Annotated in this window: 17 protein-coding genes; 14 read left to right on the top strand and 3 right to left on the bottom strand. The window is 35.4% G+C overall.

Annotated elements, in window-relative coordinates; translation table 11 throughout:
- Window positions 1-7 precede the first annotated feature (7 nt).
- The 5 genes from ACFFLS_RS11410 to ACFFLS_RS11390 all read left to right on the top strand — a co-directional run bounded on the left by ACFFLS_RS11410 (window position 8) and on the right by ACFFLS_RS11390 (window position 2642).
- The gene (locus tag ACFFLS_RS11410) at window positions 8-358 is read left to right on the top strand and encodes a cytochrome C oxidase subunit IV family protein (protein ID WP_135223161.1); all 351 of its coding nucleotides are present in this window, start codon (window positions 8-10) and stop codon (window positions 356-358) included.
- 77 nt (window positions 359-435) lie between these two features.
- A complete protein-coding gene (locus ACFFLS_RS11405) occupies window positions 436-1077 on the top strand; it encodes a hypothetical protein (RefSeq protein WP_379684803.1) in 642 nt (213 codons plus the stop codon).
- Window positions 1078-1089: 12 nt separating this feature from the next.
- A complete protein-coding gene (locus ACFFLS_RS11400) occupies window positions 1090-1776 on the top strand; it encodes an SCO family protein (RefSeq protein WP_379684804.1) in 687 nt (228 codons plus the stop codon).
- Window position 1777: 1 nt separating this feature from the next.
- Window positions 1778-2362 carry a DUF420 domain-containing protein gene (locus ACFFLS_RS11395; protein WP_379684805.1) on the top strand — a complete coding sequence of 195 codons (585 nt, stop codon included), beginning with the start codon at window positions 1778-1780 and terminating at the stop codon, window positions 2360-2362.
- A 7-nt stretch (window positions 2363-2369) separates the two neighbouring features.
- Window positions 2370-2642: a CAMCR motif-containing small membrane protein gene (locus ACFFLS_RS11390; protein ID WP_379684806.1), complete on the top strand. Its 273-nt coding sequence runs from the start codon at window positions 2370-2372 to the stop codon at window positions 2640-2642.
- Window positions 2643-2662: 20 nt separating this feature from the next.
- On the opposite strand, the gene ACFFLS_RS11385 is transcribed toward ACFFLS_RS11390, so the two are convergent.
- Window positions 2663-4069, bottom strand: a complete 1407-nt coding sequence (locus tag ACFFLS_RS11385) for a DUF4403 family protein (RefSeq protein WP_379684807.1) — start codon at window positions 4067-4069, stop codon at window positions 2663-2665.
- Window positions 4070-4246: 177 nt separating this feature from the next.
- Here ACFFLS_RS11385 and ACFFLS_RS11380 point away from each other — a divergent pair, with 177 nt between their 5' ends.
- From ACFFLS_RS11380 to tsaB, 8 genes are all read left to right on the top strand, one after another.
- Entirely contained in the window at window positions 4247-4948 is a 702-nt protein-coding gene (locus tag ACFFLS_RS11380) for an ABC transporter ATP-binding protein (RefSeq protein ID WP_135223155.1), read from the top strand.
- Complete coding sequence (locus ACFFLS_RS11375; RefSeq protein WP_379684808.1) at window positions 4941-6185, top strand: ABC transporter permease; 1245 nt, start codon at window positions 4941-4943, stop codon at window positions 6183-6185. Before ACFFLS_RS11380 ends, ACFFLS_RS11375 begins: the two co-directional genes overlap by 8 nt.
- Window position 6186: 1 nt before the next feature.
- A complete protein-coding gene (locus ACFFLS_RS11370; protein WP_379684809.1) occupies window positions 6187-7452 on the top strand; it encodes an ABC transporter permease in 1266 nt (421 codons plus the stop codon).
- Window positions 7453-7491: 39 nt separating this feature from the next.
- Window positions 7492-8607 (top strand): efflux RND transporter periplasmic adaptor subunit, encoded by a 1116-nt coding sequence (locus ACFFLS_RS11365; protein ID WP_379684810.1) that lies wholly within the window; start codon window positions 7492-7494, stop codon window positions 8605-8607.
- A gap of 78 nt (window positions 8608-8685) precedes the next feature.
- Window positions 8686-10137, top strand: coding sequence for a TolC family protein (locus ACFFLS_RS11360; protein ID WP_379684811.1), 1452 nt, complete (start codon window positions 8686-8688; stop codon window positions 10135-10137).
- A 6-nt stretch (window positions 10138-10143) separates the two neighbouring features.
- Window positions 10144-11430 carry an efflux RND transporter periplasmic adaptor subunit gene (locus ACFFLS_RS11355; RefSeq protein ID WP_379689372.1) on the top strand — a complete coding sequence of 429 codons (1287 nt, stop codon included), beginning with the start codon at window positions 10144-10146 and terminating at the stop codon, window positions 11428-11430.
- A 10-nt stretch (window positions 11431-11440) separates the two neighbouring features.
- Window positions 11441-11698 carry a hypothetical protein gene (locus tag ACFFLS_RS11350; protein WP_379684812.1) on the top strand — a complete coding sequence of 86 codons (258 nt, stop codon included), beginning with the start codon at window positions 11441-11443 and terminating at the stop codon, window positions 11696-11698.
- Window positions 11699-11725: 27 nt separating this feature from the next.
- Window positions 11726-12400, top strand: a complete 675-nt coding sequence (gene tsaB, locus ACFFLS_RS11345; RefSeq protein WP_379684813.1) for a tRNA (adenosine(37)-N6)-threonylcarbamoyltransferase complex dimerization subunit type 1 TsaB — start codon at window positions 11726-11728, stop codon at window positions 12398-12400.
- Between the two features lie 6 nt (window positions 12401-12406).
- Here tsaB and ACFFLS_RS11340 read toward each other — a convergent pair whose 3' ends face one another.
- Together ACFFLS_RS11340 and ACFFLS_RS11335 are read right to left on the bottom strand one after the other, a co-directional pair.
- Window positions 12407-13219: a mechanosensitive ion channel family protein gene (locus ACFFLS_RS11340; RefSeq protein ID WP_379684814.1), complete on the bottom strand. Its 813-nt coding sequence runs from the start codon at window positions 13217-13219 to the stop codon at window positions 12407-12409.
- 103 nt (window positions 13220-13322) lie between these two features.
- The gene (locus tag ACFFLS_RS11335; protein WP_379684815.1) at window positions 13323-13703 is read right to left on the bottom strand and encodes a YtxH domain-containing protein; all 381 of its coding nucleotides are present in this window, start codon (window positions 13701-13703) and stop codon (window positions 13323-13325) included.
- A 459-nt stretch (window positions 13704-14162) separates the two neighbouring features.
- On the opposite strand from ACFFLS_RS11335, the gene ACFFLS_RS11330 reads away from it, so the two are divergent.
- A complete protein-coding gene (locus ACFFLS_RS11330; RefSeq protein ID WP_379686360.1) occupies window positions 14163-15743 on the top strand; it encodes a type VI secretion system Vgr family protein in 1581 nt (526 codons plus the stop codon).
- The last annotated feature ends 1 nt before the right edge of the window (window position 15744 follow it).

The following is a 15744-nucleotide window of genomic DNA, read 5'->3' as shown; positions in this document are numbered from 1 at the left end:
AATTATTATGTCACACGAGCACGTATCAAATACAAAAAGAATCTGGTTTGTTTTCGGATTACTTTCACTAGTAACTATTGTAGAGGTTATCTTAGGGATTTACAAACCTGGAGCATTAGAATTTAATCATTTTATTGGTTTGAACTTATTGAACTGGATTTTCTATATCTTGACAATTTTCAAAGCATATTATATTGTATGGGCATTTATGCACATGGAAGGTGAAAAAAGCAGCCTTAGATGGTCTGTAGTTTCTCCTGTTATTTTCCTAGTATTATATTTATTGTTTATTCTGTTAACAGAAGGACACTATATTTATGGGGTTTTTAAAGATTCTACTATTAAATGGAATTTTTAACATGATATTAATTCGAAAAGAGTCCCGATAACATCGGGATTTTTTTATTTTTGTACCTCAAATATTCCGTTAAAACAATGAAAAAAAATATAGTTCTTTTTGTTCTTTTTGTGCTGCCAATTGTTGCCTATTTATTTTTTGCTTCTGGTGTCAACAGCTTTACCACACTTCCTGTAATAACTCATAAAGTAACTGATTTTGGGGATTGGAAATCGCTTAACGGAAAAAAAGTTTCTCTTAACGGAAAAATTACCATTCTCGGTTTTGCAGGTTCTAATATTTTAGACAATCGAGGAAATTATTTTAATCTTAACGAAAAAATCTACAAACGATATAACGGATTTGAAGATCTTCAGTTTGTAGTGCTATGTCCAACCGGAACAGAAGAAGAAGCACAGAAAATTGTAGATGCCTTGGCTCCGTTTACTGATGTGAAAAACTGGAGCTTTGTTTTTGCTCCAAAAGAAGAAATCCAAAACTTTTATAATCAATTGCATCTTAAAGGAAAGCTTAATCAATATATGGGAACTTCAAATGTTTACATAATTGATAAAGAAAGGAATTTACGAGGAAGAAACAATAAAGAAGATTATAAAGAAGGTTATGATACTTTTCACCCGTCAGAATTGAGCAATGAGATGCTGGACGATTTCAAAATTATTTTGTATGAATATCGTGCTGCTCTTAAAAAGAACCATAATGCCACAAAACAACTCTAAATTTTTTTAATAATGTTTAAAAACAAATCATATATCGGAATTTCATTTATCATCTTGATTTTTGGAATTTATGCTGTGCCTAAAATTGTAAATCGGATAAAAAACGATCAGATAGTTAAAGGAAACCGTTTAGATAATGTAGGTGAGAAAACATCAAAAGATGCTAAACTACTTACGATTGGTCCGGCTCCAAAATTCGAATTGACCAATCAGGACAATGTTAAGATTTCTAATGAAACATACAAAGGCAAAGTTTACGTTTTGGAATTCTTTTTTACAACCTGTCCTTCGATATGCCCGAAAATGAATATGAGCATGTTGGAGATTGAAAAGACTTTTTTCGGGAATCCTAATTTCGGAATTGTTTCTATTACAATCGACCCAAAGCATGACACTCCACAGGTGCTTAAAGATCATGCGAAATTATTAGGCGTTAAGTCTTCGAATTGGAATTTTTTAACAGGAGACAAAGCTGTCATTATGGATTTGTCAAATAAAGGATTTAATCTTTATGCGGGAGAAAATGATAAAGTAAGCGGTGGTTTTGAGCATTCTGGATTATTTGCTTTAATTGATAAAGATGGGAATATCAGATGCAGAAAAGATGAATTCGGAAATCCTAGCATCTATTACGACGGACTGGAAAAAAAAGGTGTTAGAGATATTCAGCAGGATATTAAAATATTATTAGAAGAATAAAATGAAAGATAACTCTTTAGAAACAAAATACAATAAGTATATAATTGCGGTTTCAATTGTAATTCCGGTTGTGGTTGCAATTTTATTTGGTGTTAAACTAAAAGATTTTGGTTTTGATGTAGAACCGTTATCGTTTCTGCCTCCAATTTACGCTACAACAAACGGTATTACAGCAATAGTTTTAGTTTGGGCGGTAATTGCTGTAAAAAACGGAAAATTAAAACTGCATGAGCGTCTTATGACTTTTGCCATTGCTTTGTCTTTGGCTTTTTTAGTGATGTACGTAGCTTATCACATGACTTCTGATTCTACTAAATTTGGAGACAGCAATCATGACGGTATTCTTGATGCAATAGAAAGCGCAAAAATAGGTTCGTTACGCTTGGTGTACTTTGTTATTTTGATAACTCATATTTTACTTTCAATAGCAATTATTCCTCTTGTTTTAATCACTTATGTAAGAGCGCTTGCAGAACGATTTGACAAACACAAAAAAATTGCAAAAATCACTTTTCCAATCTGGCTGTATGTTGCAGTAACGGGAGTTGTGGTGTTTTTAATGATTTCTCCTTATTATGCAAACTAAAAATAAAATGCAGAAGAGAAAACCTAAATTGCTTTGCCAGTTCGATAGTGCTCGTGTGCAAACTTTAGTTTTTGGAATTTGTTTTTTCTTTATTGGGATTTCTACCAATGCACAATGCGCGATGTGCCGTGCATCATTATCGGGTGATTCTAATATAAAAAAAGCAGAAGCTGTAAACGACGGAATTGTTTATTTAATGGTGATTCCGTATTTGCTTGTAGCAGTTATAGGATATATAATTTACAGGATGTACCGATCTAAAAAGAAAAAGGCAGAATAAATATTCTGCCTTCCTTTTTTTTATTTCAATCCGTTAACCGAAACATTAACTGTTCCGTTTATTTTGATAAAGGCTATAATTGCCTGATTGGTCAGCTGGATTTTATCAAATTGAATATCTTCCATTTTTCCGTTTACAAATACGCCAGGCATTGGAGAATAATTTTTAAGATAAGCAGCCATGCTCTTTTTGCCATCTTCTAAATTTGTTTGGATGGAATAACGGCAATTTTCTTCCATTTTTCTTAAAATATAGCCTTGTGCCAGCCAGTTGGCAGTTCGCATTAATTTACTTTTGGTATCAAGAACATAATCTAGTTGATCAAAATAGATTTCTTTGGTTTGCGAATTGTATTGCGGAATTCCGTTCAGATACAATGTTCCGTTTATATAGCCTAAAACATCAAGGGCGATGATCATTTTTCCGTTTTTATGCCAGATAGCTACGTTTTTTACAGTTATTTTTTTGCTTCCTTCGCCAAATTCCTGACCTGCAAAGTTTTTGGTCATAATTTTTGAAGCTTCAACATAACTCGAAATAGCAGCAATGTTAGCCGAAATTTGATTTGGAATTTTGGTAACAGGTTTTAAAGCTATTTTAGAAGAATTAAATTTGGCTTCTGGTTGTTTGCCTATAATCGTTTCCATATTACATTTCATTCCCATTTCCATAAGGAAAGAATCTTTTTTTAATTTAGCATTAGTCGAATAAATTTCAATCGGAACAATTCGCAGCCAAGTTTCGTAAGTGTCATCCATCTTAAATGGAGTAGAGATTTTTTCTACTGCCTGTAAGACATTAGGTTTAAAATCCATTGATTGTTCGATTGCTTCGTCGATTGTTTTTTCCAGTTCATTTTTGAAAATAGAAATCGCAGGATTGATCAAGTACGTTATCGGCATATTTTTTCCGAAAACCATCATTGTTGGGCTTTCTTTCCAGTCCAATGATTTGAATTGGGTTTTGGTGCTCAGTTTCCAGTTTGATAGCGTAGTTTCGCTTGAAAGTGTGATAACTCCATTTAAGTTAAATTCACGTGTATCGTAAAATTCAACTCCCAGTTTTTTGGTTCCGATGCGATATTTAATAGTGGCTCTTAAAGGCAGGATCGTTTTTATTTTTTTGTTCGGATTTGCAGGGTCATTTTGGATTTTGATGGGAGCCTGTTTCCAGATTTTGATTTCGATATCATCATCCTCAATATTATTGTCTTCATAAATAAGGCCATTTAAGAAGGTATTAGTCTGATTTTCGATGTCACTTAGTTTTACTGTAATCGGAAGATTTATGAAGGAAGGAGTGCTGTCATAAATCAACGGACTTGCGTCGTCTGGCTCGGGTTTTAAAGTTTCTATTTTTTTAGTTGAAGAACAGCCTGAAAGTATTGTTAGCGCTGTAAAAAATGAAATAAAGTAATTAAGCTTCATTAGTAAGAAAATTTTTAGGTGGAGCAAAATTACAAAAACAATTATATTTTCATAAAAAACTGTAACATTTGATAAAGAATGTAGTCTTATTCAATTAACTAAGTGAAATTATTAACGTTTTGTTATAATAAATTACTTAATAAAAATGTTATTATTGTTTTAAAATTAAGCCCTATCATGATCGAAATCAAAGATTTACACAAGTCCTATAAAATGGGAAGTTCCGAGTTGCATGTTTTAAAAGGAATTAATTTTAATATCGAAGAAGGAGAATTAGTTGCGATTATGGGGTCATCTGGATCTGGAAAATCGACTTTGCTGAATATTTTAGGGATTTTAGACGAGGCAGATTCTGGAAGTTATATTTTGGATAAGACTCCAATAAAAAAATTAAACGAAACAATTGCTTCTAAATACAGGAATAAATTTTTAGGATTTGTTTTTCAGTCATTCAATCTAATCAATTACAAAACGGCATTAGACAATGTTGCAATGCCTCTCTATTATCAAGGTGTTAAGAGAAAAGAGCGTTATGATATTGCAATGAAATATTTGGAAAAAGTAGGCTTAGGGTCGCATTCTCATCATTTGCCGAATGAACTTTCTGGAGGGCAAAAGCAGCGTGTAGCCATAGCGCGTGCATTGGCTTCAAATCCTAAAGTTTTATTGGCAGATGAGCCTACAGGAGCACTTGATACGAAAACTTCTTACGAAGTAATGGAACTTATTCAGGGAATTAATGATGAAGGGAAAACAATCCTGATTGTAACGCACGAACCAGACATTGCCGCAATGTGCAAAAGAAACGTTGTCCTGAAAGACGGATTGATAATAGATGACAAAAAAGTAGAACAAGTTAGAGCTTCGTCTTATGTTTAATATAGAACGCTGGCAGGAAATATTTGAAGCCATTTCTAAAAACCGTTTAAGAACTTTTCTTACCGGAATTTCTGTGGCTTCAGGAATTTTTATTTTGGTGATTTTACTGGGCGCTGGTAAAGGACTGCAGAACGGAATTGAAAAACAGTTTGAACGTGATGCCGCCGGAATTATCGAGGTTTGGACTGGTACGACAACCAAAGAATACAAAGGACTTAATCCGGGAAGACAGGTTCAATTTCGTAATAGTGATTACAGCCAGTCCGTTCAGAAATTTGATGATAAATTAGATTTAAGAGCATCGACTTATAATTTTTGGGGTGCATCATTTTCATATGGAAAAGAATCTGGAAGTTATCAATATAGAGGTGTTGATCCAGATTACGGGGGTATAGAAAATCTAACAATTGTTCAAGGACGGTATGTGAACAGCAGAGATTTGGATAATAATGAGAAAGTTGCTGTAATCGGAATGAAAATTAAAACCGATTTATTTAAAGACAAAGATGCTCTTGGAAAAGAAATTCAGATCAATAAAATTAGTTTTAAAGTAATTGGGATTTTTACTGATCCGGGAGGAGAACGCGAAGAGGCTAGAGCTTATTTGCCTAAAACAACGGTACAGAAAACTTTTGGAGGCGGAGACAAAATAAGCAATATGTTTTTTACTCTAAAAAAGACAAATGATTATGATGAAGCTTTGGCGCAGTCTGAGAAATTTACTAAGGATTTAAAAGAGTTGCTCAAAAGTAAAAACATGGTGGCACCCGAAGATGACAGCGGTATAGGTGCTTATAATTCCGTTAAAGATGCAAAACAGTTTTATGACCTCAATTTATATATCAGATTGTTTTTCTGGTGGGTCGGAATCTGTACAATCATTGCAGGAGTTGTTGGTGTAAGTAATATTATGCTTATCATCGTAAAAGAGAGAACTAAGGAAATCGGTATTAGAAAAGCGTTAGGAGCTTCACCATTTTCTATTATAACAATGATTCTGCACGAATCTATTTTTATTACAACAATCGCAGGTTTTGTCGGGCTTTTGGCAAGCTTGTTATTACTAGAACTTGTAGGGCCGATGGTACAGAGTGAATACTTTAGGAATCCGGAAGTAGATTTTAGTGTTGCTCTTACGACCTTGGTGTTGCTAGTTTTTGCTGGCGCATTGGCTGGATTTTTTCCGGCTTACAGAGCAGCAAGTATAAAGCCTATTGTAGCACTTAGAGACGAATAATATGTTTAAGAAAGATAATTGGGACGAAATTTTACAAGCTTTAACTGCTAATCCTTTTAGGACTATCCTAACTGCTTTTGGAGTATTTTGGGGGATTTTTATCCTTGTAATTTTACTGGCTGCAGGAAATGGTTTGGAAAACGGTATAAAAAAAGGTTTTGACGGAATTGCCACAAATACTATGTTTATGTGGAGTCAGACGACCTCTAAAGCATATAAAGGACTGCCAAAAACACGTCGTTACGACTTTAGGAATAGCGATGTAGCGGCTTTAAAAGCTGCTTTGCCAGACCTGTTGTATGTTTCGCCAAGAAACCAGCTTGGAGATTTTAATGGCACCAACAATGTGGTACGTGGTACAAAAACTTCTGCATTTACGATTTATGGCGATTATCCAGAGTTGATTAAACAGCAACCGATGGACATCATAAATGGACGCTTTATTAATCAGCAGGATATCAATTCAAGACGAAAAATTGCTGTAATTGGTAAGGGAGTTATCAGCGAACTTTACGGAAAAGAAGAAGAAGCGATAGGGACATATATTAAAATCAACGGAATCAATTTTATGGTTGTTGGTGTTTATAAATCGAAACAACAAGGCGGAAATGCAGAACAGGAACAGAAAAATATTTTTATTCCGTTTACTACTTTTCAACAGGCTTTTAATTATGGAGACAAAGTAGGGTGGATGGCTATTACGGCAAAAGATGAAACTTCTATTACCGACCTAAAACCTAAGATTCTCGAAATTATAAAAGCACTTCACTCGGTTCATCCTGATGACAGTCGTGCCGTTGGAAATTTTGACCTTTATGAACAATATAATAAAGTGCAGAGTTTGTTTAATATTCTCAAAGTTATCGCCTATTTCGTAGGAACTCTAGTTTTGATTTCTGGAGTTATCGGAATTTCAAATATCATGCTTATTGTAGTTAAAGAACGTACAAAAGAAATTGGAATTAGAAGAGCGCTAGGCGCAACGCCAGCAGCTATTAGAGGACAGATATTAACAGAATCTATTTTCCTGACCATTATTTCGGGAATGTTTGGTATTGCAGTCGCCACAGGAATCATAGCTATTTTAAATATGGTTTTAGATTCGATGCCACCAGGAAATGATACGATGTTTGCAAATCCGACAGTAGATTTAGGCGTTGTCTTTGTCGCTTTATTAATATTGGTAGGATCAGGGTTGCTGGCAGGATTTATTCCGGCTCAGACCGCAATCAATGTAAAACCAGTAGATGCTTTAAGAACAGAATAAAATTATCAATCAAAATATAATCGATTAAACCAAAAACAAATGAAAAAAGGAGTAACTATAACCATTTTAATTTTTATTGCGATTGTGTTTTTTGGCGCACTTTATTATTTGTACGCTAAAAATAAGCAATCGCCGATTGTCTATAAAACAGAAAAAGCTGAAACGAAAACAATCGTAAAAAATACTATTGCAACTGGTAATATACAGCCTGATCAAGAGGTCCTAATCAAACCAAATATTTCAGGAATTATCGAAGAAGTATATATTAAAGCAGGCGAAAAAATCAAAGCGGGTGATATGATTGCAAAAATCAGGGTAGTTGCCAATGTGTCAAACGTAAGCAGTACCCAGAATCAGGTTCAAGCCGCAAAAATTGCTTTGGATAATCAGGAAAGATTATACCTGAGACAAAAAACATTGTTTGAGAAAGATGTTATTTCTGCCAATGATTTTGATGCAGCCGAGGTGGCTTACAAACAAGCAAAACAAACTTATCTTGCTGCAAAACAGAGTTTAGATATTGTAAAAACAGGAACAACTTCTTCATTTGGAAATTATGCCAATACCTTAATCCGTTCAACGGTAAACGGAATGGTGCTTGATGTTCCGGTTAAGGTTGGAAATCAGGTTATCGAGAGTAATAATTTTAACGAAGGAACTACTATTGCAAGTGTTGCCGATATTGGAAAAATGATTTTCGTTGGAAAAATCGATGAATCGGAAGTTGGTAAAATCAAAGAAAATATGCCAATCGAAATTACTGTAGGTGCAATAGAAAATAAAAAGTTTAGTGCAGTTCTTACCTACATTGCGCCAAAGGGCGTAACAGAAAATGGTGCCATTCAATTCGAAATAAAAGCAAAACTCGAAAATAGAGATGATACTTTTATCAGAGCGGGATTGAGTGCCAATGCTTCGATTATTTTGGAGAAAGCTGATAAGGTTCTGGCAATAAAAGAATCTTTAGTTCAATTTGACAAAAAAACACAAAAACCTTATGTTGAAGTCGAAACTGCTCCGCAGAAATTTCAAAGAAGAGATTTGGTTCTTGGGGTAAGCGACGGAATTTATGTTCAGGTTAAAAGCGGTATAAAAAGTACCGATAAAATCAAAATCTGGAATCAGGGTTTGATTGATGAAAAAGAAAAAAAATAATTGAACAGTAAGAAGTTTTTGGTTTTTAAAAAATGTTAAATTTGTACAGTACGTCTACTGTGCTTTCATTCAAAATATATGAAATTAAATAAATATACTAGTGTTGCTGTTGCATTGTTATTCGGATTTGGTTTATCAGGCCATGCGCAGACAAAACAATGGACTTTGGAAGAATGCGTGAGATATGCATTAGAAAACAATATTACTATAAAACTGACCGAATTAGATTTAAAGAGCGCTGCTATAGATAAAAAAAGCGCTTTGGGGAATTTTCTTCCAGCAGTAAATGCGTCTGCTTCGCATTCTTGGAACGTGGGTCTGAATCAGAATATTACAACAGGTTTGTTAGAAAACCAAACGACCCAATATTCTTCTGTTGGAGCAACGGTAGGTGTTGATCTTTACAAAGGTTTGCAGAATCAGAACACGTTTCGTAGAGCAAAACTTTCTATCATTGCATCGCAGTATCAATTAGTAAAAATGCAGGAAGATATTTCTCTGAATGTTGCCAGTGCATTTTTGCAGATTTTATCGAACAAAGAAGATTTAAAAGTTAAGAAAGAACAATTGTTGATTGACGAAAAACGCTTAGCGCGTTCTGAAGAAATGGTCAATGCAGGAACAATCCCACGTGGAGATTTATTCGACTTAAAAGCTACTGTTGCAACGGATAAGCAGAATATTGCAGTTTCTGAAAACAACTTGCTGATTTCTAAATTAAGTTTAGCACAACTTTTACAGTTAAAAGAATTTGCTGATTTTGATGTTATCGACGATACTAAAATTACAGACGAAAACAATATTCTGGCACAAACGCCGATTGAAATTTACAATAAGGCAAAAGAAACCAGAACAGAATTAAAACTTGCACAAACTAATCTTGAAATTGCTGAGAAAAGCGTTACGATTGCCAAAGGGGCTTATCAGCCTACGTTAAGTGCTTTTTATAACTTTAATACCAGAGCCAGTTATTCAGATATCATAACAGGGTCAACGTTAAACACAGCTAATCCGACTACTCAGATTGGATTTGTTGAAGGCACCAATCAGGCTGTTCTTCAGAATAATTATTCTCGTGTTTTAGGAGGTCCTGCGCCTATTTTTGATCAATTCAATGATAATAAAGGACAATCTTTCGGATTGCAGCTTTCTGTTCCGATTTTTAACGGATTTGCAACAAGAAATAATGTAGAAAGAAGCAAGGTAAGTTTAGAGAAATCTAAAATTGATTTAGAACAAAAAAGTTTAGATTTGCAACGTAACGTCTATACTGCTTTTACAGATGCCAGAGCAGCCTTAAATACTTATGAGGCGGCTACTGTTACATTAGAAGCAAGACAGCAGGCATATAATTATGCTAAAGAAAAATATGATGTAGGTCTGATGAATTCTTTTGATTTTACACAGGCGCAGACATTATTGACCAATGCACAGTCAGAGGTCATTAGAACAAAATACGATTACATGTTCAAAATTAAAATACTCGAATTCTACTTTGGAATTCCTATTGTTCCAATTATTACAAAATAATTTATTATGTCAAAAAAAACAATTTATTTCTTAGGCGGTGCAATTTTATTGATAGTTATTATTGTTGCTCTTTCAAAATCGGGTGCTATAGGAAATAAGGATGAAGGAAAAGAAGTAGAAATTGCAAAAGTAGTCGCTTCGACGATTGTAGAAACTGTATCAGCAACCGGAAAAATACAACCTGAAATTGAGGTGAAAATATCGCCTGAGGTTTCTGGGGAAATTATTCTATTAAATGTAAAAGAAGGTCAGGTAGTAAAAAAGGGAGATTTATTAGTAAAAATCAATCCTGATTTATACACTTCAAGCTACAATCGTTCGGTTTCTAACTTATCTGGAACAAAGGCTGGTTTGACCCAGTCTGAAGCTAGTTTTAAAGAAGCGCAAGCAAATTACGAGCGTAATAAAACCTTATACGATAAAGGCGTTATTTCAAAATCTGACTGGGACAAGGCTATTGCTTCGTTTGAAGTGGCAAAAGCAACAAGACAGACTTCTTATTATAATGTTCAAAGTGCATCGGCTTCTGTAAATGAAGCAAAAGATAACTTAGGAAGAACTACTATTTATTCTCCTGCGGACGGAACAATTTCTGTATTGAATGTTGAGTTGGGAGAACGTGTTTTAGGAACACAGCAAATGGCTGGAACCGAGCTTCTACGTGTAGCAAATCTAAACAATATGGAGGTTGAAGTTGATGTAAATGAAAATGATATTGTAAAAATAAAAATAGGCGATGAGGCAAATGTTGAAGTTGATGCATACCTGAAAAAGAAATTTAAAGGGGTTGTAACCAGCATCTCAAATTCTGCAAGCACAACGTTAACATCAGATCAGGTAACCAATTTTAAAGTTAAGGTTCGTATTTTAAAAGAATCTTATCAGGATTTACTGGAAGGAAAACCAAACACTTTTTCTCCTTTCAGACCTGGAATGACTGCTACGGTTGATATTATTACCAAAACCAAAACAAATGTCTTGGCTGTGCCAATTAGTTCGGTTGTGGTAAAGTCGGATACAGCGGCAGTGAAAGATTTTACTGTTGAAGATCCGAACGAGAAAAAAACAGCACCAAAAAATGATGCAAAATTTGAATGTGTGTTTGTTAAATCTGGAGATAAAGCAAAAATTAGAATAATCAAAACTGGAATCCAGGATGACACCAATATTGAAGTTACAAGCGGTCTAAAATCTGGAGATGTTGTAATTACAGGTCCTTACACTACAGTTTCTAAAGATCTTAATTCTGGAGACAAAGTAAAACTTAAAAAAACCGAAACTGCTAAGAAATAATTTTAAGCTTATGATTATTGCATTACATGGAGGTTTACCAGTAGAAATGTTGTATGGATTGGGCGGAGGTTTTTTTGTTGCAGTCATATATTTTATATTTGCACATTATAAAATGGGAAGAACGGAATATTACAATGAAGAGTTTGTTTATTTTCCCTCAATAAAAAAATTAGGTCTTTATTTGGTTTTTCTTTTTGTAAATTCAATAATAGGCTATGTGGTTTTTTTGATTTCTGCTTTTATTATAATGGGGCTTACCCAGATTTAATTTGTTACTAATATAAAAATAAATACTTTGTCTTTCATTCTCAATATCGAAACAGCAACCAAAAATTGTTCAGTATCAATCGCAAAAAACGGTGAAACTGTTTTATGTCGAGAAATTGCTGAGGAAGGTTATTCACATGCCGAAAAGCTGCATGTTTTTATTGAAGAAGTAATTGAGCAGTCTGGAATTACAGTACAGGATTTGACTGCAATTGCAGTAAGTCAGGGGCCTGGTTCTTATACTGGGCTTAGAATTGGGGTTTCGGCTGCAAAAGGACTTTGTTATGCCTTAAATATTCCGCTAATAGCAGTAAATACATTGCAGACACTTGCCTCTCAGGCAGGTGTTTTAGACGGAAAAATTATACCAATGCTGGATGCCCGACGCATGGAGGTTTACAGCGAAGTTTTTAATCCGGATTTGTCTGTAGACAGAGCGATAAAAGCAGAGATTATCGATGAAAATTCGTTTAGTGAGTACACCGAAAAAGTTTACTTTACAGGTGACTGTGCAGAAAAATGCAAGACCGTTTTAACGAAAGAAAATTTTGTATTTCTGGAAGATATAAAATATCCATCGGCGGCGGCGATGAGCAAAATCAGTTTTGATAAGTATCAAAAAAGCGACACTGTAGATGTCGCTTATTTTGAACCTTATTATTTAAAAGATTTTATGATTACTGCTCCTGCTTCAAAAAAATAAACCTTTTTATTTCTGTAAAGTGTAAGGCTGAACAGCAATTCCTGCTTCGTCTAGTGCTTCTTTGCATTTCTCTAAAGTTTCAGAAAACACGCTTCCGTAATCGGCATTTTTAGCCCAAGGACGCACTGCAAAATCTACTGAAGCCGGCGATAAGTTTTTTACAAAAACCTCTGGAGCTGGCTGTTTTAATACTTTTGGATTATCGGTTAGAACTTTCAAAAGAATGTCTTTCGCTTTTTTGATATCTGAATCATACGAAACCGCAAAAGTAAAATCGGCTCTTCTTTCTCCCTGCATCGAATAATTGATAATATTTCCGTTAGATAAAGCGCCATTCGGAACAAAAACCGTTTGGTTGTTTCCGGTAATCATTTTAGTTACAAAAATCTGAATTTCAAGCACAGTTGCAATAACACCCTGCGCTTCTATTGTATCGCCAACTTTAAAGGGTTTAAAGACAATAATCAGCATTCCGCCGGCAAAGTTTGAAAGTGATCCTTGCAACGATAAACCAACAGCAAGCCCCATTGCACCTAAAATAGCAACAAAAGAGGAAGTCTCGATTCCGAGTTTCGAAATGAAGGTTACAAACAATAAAATTCGTAAAGCCCATAACAAAATATCAGCAAGGAATTTAGTCAGCGTAGGGTCTAAATTACGCTGAATCATAATTTTTCTGATAATTCTATTAATCAGCCTGACCGCATAAAGACCAATAAATAAAATTAAGAATGCTGAAATTAATTTTGGAGAATAATCAACTAAAATCTCAATAAATCTTGTGACATATTTGCTTAATTGTTCCGGATCCATGTTCATGATATTTAAATAAAAAACCTTCTCAAAAGAGAAGGCATATTAACGCGGCAAATATAAAGATATTTCGCTTATTTGAAAATACAGTTTTTAGTTTCCTTCCATTTTAATCAGCATCGATAATGGCTTTTTCGCTAGTATCTACAACATTATCACCAACAATTTTTTCTTCGGGGTCACTATTTAATTCGGCAGTCTTTTCTTTTATAATATCGACTGCTTCAGTAATAGAATCTACAGCTTTTTCGGCATATTCGCTAAACGTTTCTCTTGCTTGCTGGGCAAAATCAGCAGCACTTTCAAGAATCGGCTCAGCGACATCTTTTGCGTTTTCGATAGCTTCTTCAGCAAATGCTTCGGCTTTTTCGATATAAGGTGTGGCAGTTTCAATTGCCTTTTCAATAGTATTTTCGGCTTGAACAGCTAAATCAGATGCAGAATCCTTGGCTGTGCCGAATATATTTTTAAAAAATGAAGTTAATCCCATGGTTTTACATTAATTGGTTATTGAGTGCAATATTAATTAATTTTTAGATTATTAATTGTTTTTTAGCATGATAATTACTTGAAATATAGTTAGATAATGTCTTCTGTTGTTCTCAGTTTTCTAACTTCTAAAAAAAACTTATTCTGTTATAATTATGGCTTTTAGTGCCTTTATGAATGTTTTATTGCGTCTAAATTTAAAGCAATTGTAAGTAACTAAATCCTATATTATATGTCAAAGTTCTCTGAGCAAGTTCATATTTCGATAAGTTCATTTGAAAAAAATGTAATTTATTACGACCTGCAGCTTTCGCAAAAAATGGCAGACCACCATTATTTTTCCTTCGCATGGCAATATAGCGGAAAAGCTGTAATCGACCCCGAAGATGAGGCTAAAGCCATCGCAAAATACTCAGGAAGCGAAGTGATCTTCACTTTCAAGGTCAACGGGATTCGAGTGATGTCCAAGGGGATCATCAATGGGCTTAAATCGGTCTATCTGAATGGAAGCGCCGCTGGGCTTCATGTTTTTGGCATAAGCCACACCATAGCGATTGACGATATGGAGAAGTCGCGAGTTTTTCTTGGGAAAAGCCTCAAAGAGATTGCCTTGGAAGTTTTTTCTGAAGAAAACTCTGGCGAGTTCTATCAGAGAGAAGCCATCGTGCCCACCCATACCCAGAGCTTTGCATATAAGCCGCAATACAACGAGACCAACTTTGCGTTTCTGAAGAGGCTTGCGGAGCGCTACGGGCAATGGTTCTATTTTGACGGAATGCGGATGCAGTTCGGGCAGACAAAGCACAGCAAGGTACAGCTCATCAACGGTTCGTCTCTGCATAAATTTACGATTCAGGCCAATTTGGTCTCGCACAAGGCATCATTTTCGGGTTATGATTACAACAATGCCGGAAACATCAGAAATGCTTCTGAAAAGGCAGAACCGGGAAGCAAGGACCGTTTTGCTGTTTCTATGGCCTGGAACCAGCATTCTGTAGCCAGAAAAGATTCAGGTCTGGGAGCTTATACCGGCAATGCGCAGAACAAGGAAGAGATTGACGAAATGGTCAGGCTGCAGACTGCGGGAAAAGATGCCAACAGCGTTTTCTACAGCGGCATCTCTTATCTGCCGATCGGACTGGGGCAGGTCTTCACCATCAAGAACAAAACGGTGGAGCACGAACTGATAGCCGTAGAGGTTGTGCATCATTCTGAAGTGAACGGCAATTACAGCTGCGAGTTCAAAGCTATTCCGGCAGATGTTGCGGCGCCCCATTACACCAATGTAAAAGCATTTTGTTTTGCAGACAGCCAGTCTGCAGCAGTAATTGACAACAACGATCCGGAACAGCTCGGCCGTGTAAAGGTGAAATTTTATTGGGCAGGCTGGGGAGCAGAGAGCGGCTGGATGCGTGTGGTGCAGTCTTATGCAGGTGCAGGAAAGGGAAATTATTTCAGGCCTGAAATAGGCGAAGAAGTGCATGTAAGCTTCGAGGGCGGCAATGCCGAATGTCCATATGTATCTGGAACCTATTACAACGGAAAAGAAAAACCAGAGTTCTTTGACCCGAAAAACATGATAAAGGGCTGGAAGCTTCGATTTGGAATGCTGTTCAAATTCATAGAAAAAGTGGGCATCTGGCTTTCTGACTCGAGCGGTAATGAGATTCATCTGGATGAAGAAAACAAAAACATAAATGCCACATCGCCAGAAACTGTAACGATACGGGCTAAAAACATTGTTTTTGAGGCTAGCGAAAGCATTACGCTAAAAGCGGGGACAAATATTTCTGAAACAGCTGGAGCAAACAAAGCAACAACTATAGGAATGATACACAGTACTCAAGTTGGAGGAGATAGCATGCTGCATATAAAAGGAAAAGCACATGAACAGATTGATGGTGAATTTAAATCGGAGGTTAAGGAAGATAGAACTACACAAACCAAGGGAATCAATAGTTCGCAGACCGAAAAAAGCAGTGAATTCCATTCAAAAACCGATATAAAAAATAATAGTTCTGAAAACACCACACAAAACTAAA

Origin of the sequence: Flavobacterium procerum (assembly GCF_042431625.1) — a bacterium.
GTDB classification, from domain to species: Bacteria; Bacteroidota; Bacteroidia; order Flavobacteriales; family Flavobacteriaceae; genus Flavobacterium; species Flavobacterium procerum.
Note: the sequence above shows the minus strand (reverse complement) of the source record. Positions and strands in the feature narration are given on the sequence as shown.

Excerpts from the sequence above, each read along its gene's own strand:
- ACFFLS_RS11410 (WP_135223161.1), top strand. The coding sequence starts at position 8 with ATGTCACACGAGCACGTATCAAATACAAAAAGAATCTGGTTTGTTTTC.
- ACFFLS_RS11405 (WP_379684803.1), top strand. The coding sequence starts at position 436 with ATGAAAAAAAATATAGTTCTTTTTGTTCTTTTTGTGCTGCCAATTGTT.
- ACFFLS_RS11400 (WP_379684804.1), top strand. The coding sequence starts at position 1,090 with ATGTTTAAAAACAAATCATATATCGGAATTTCATTTATCATCTTGATT.
- ACFFLS_RS11395 (WP_379684805.1), top strand. The coding sequence starts at position 1,778 with ATGAAAGATAACTCTTTAGAAACAAAATACAATAAGTATATAATTGCG.
- ACFFLS_RS11390 (WP_379684806.1), top strand. The coding sequence starts at position 2,370 with ATGCAGAAGAGAAAACCTAAATTGCTTTGCCAGTTCGATAGTGCTCGT.
- ACFFLS_RS11385 (WP_379684807.1), bottom strand. The coding sequence starts at position 4,069 with ATGAAGCTTAATTACTTTATTTCATTTTTTACAGCGCTAACAATACTT.
- ACFFLS_RS11380 (WP_135223155.1), top strand. The coding sequence starts at position 4,247 with ATGATCGAAATCAAAGATTTACACAAGTCCTATAAAATGGGAAGTTCC.
- ACFFLS_RS11375 (WP_379684808.1), top strand. The coding sequence starts at position 4,941 with ATGTTTAATATAGAACGCTGGCAGGAAATATTTGAAGCCATTTCTAAA.
- ACFFLS_RS11370 (WP_379684809.1), top strand. The coding sequence starts at position 6,187 with ATGTTTAAGAAAGATAATTGGGACGAAATTTTACAAGCTTTAACTGCT.
- ACFFLS_RS11365 (WP_379684810.1), top strand. The coding sequence starts at position 7,492 with ATGAAAAAAGGAGTAACTATAACCATTTTAATTTTTATTGCGATTGTG.
- ACFFLS_RS11360 (WP_379684811.1), top strand. The coding sequence starts at position 8,686 with ATGAAATTAAATAAATATACTAGTGTTGCTGTTGCATTGTTATTCGGA.
- ACFFLS_RS11355 (WP_379689372.1), top strand. The coding sequence starts at position 10,144 with ATGTCAAAAAAAACAATTTATTTCTTAGGCGGTGCAATTTTATTGATA.
- ACFFLS_RS11350 (WP_379684812.1), top strand. The coding sequence starts at position 11,441 with ATGATTATTGCATTACATGGAGGTTTACCAGTAGAAATGTTGTATGGA.
- ACFFLS_RS11340 (WP_379684814.1), bottom strand. The coding sequence starts at position 13,219 with ATGAACATGGATCCGGAACAATTAAGCAAATATGTCACAAGATTTATT.
- ACFFLS_RS11335 (WP_379684815.1), bottom strand. The coding sequence starts at position 13,703 with ATGGGATTAACTTCATTTTTTAAAAATATATTCGGCACAGCCAAGGAT.
- ACFFLS_RS11330 (WP_379686360.1), top strand. The coding sequence starts at position 14,163 with ATGTCCAAGGGGATCATCAATGGGCTTAAATCGGTCTATCTGAATGGA.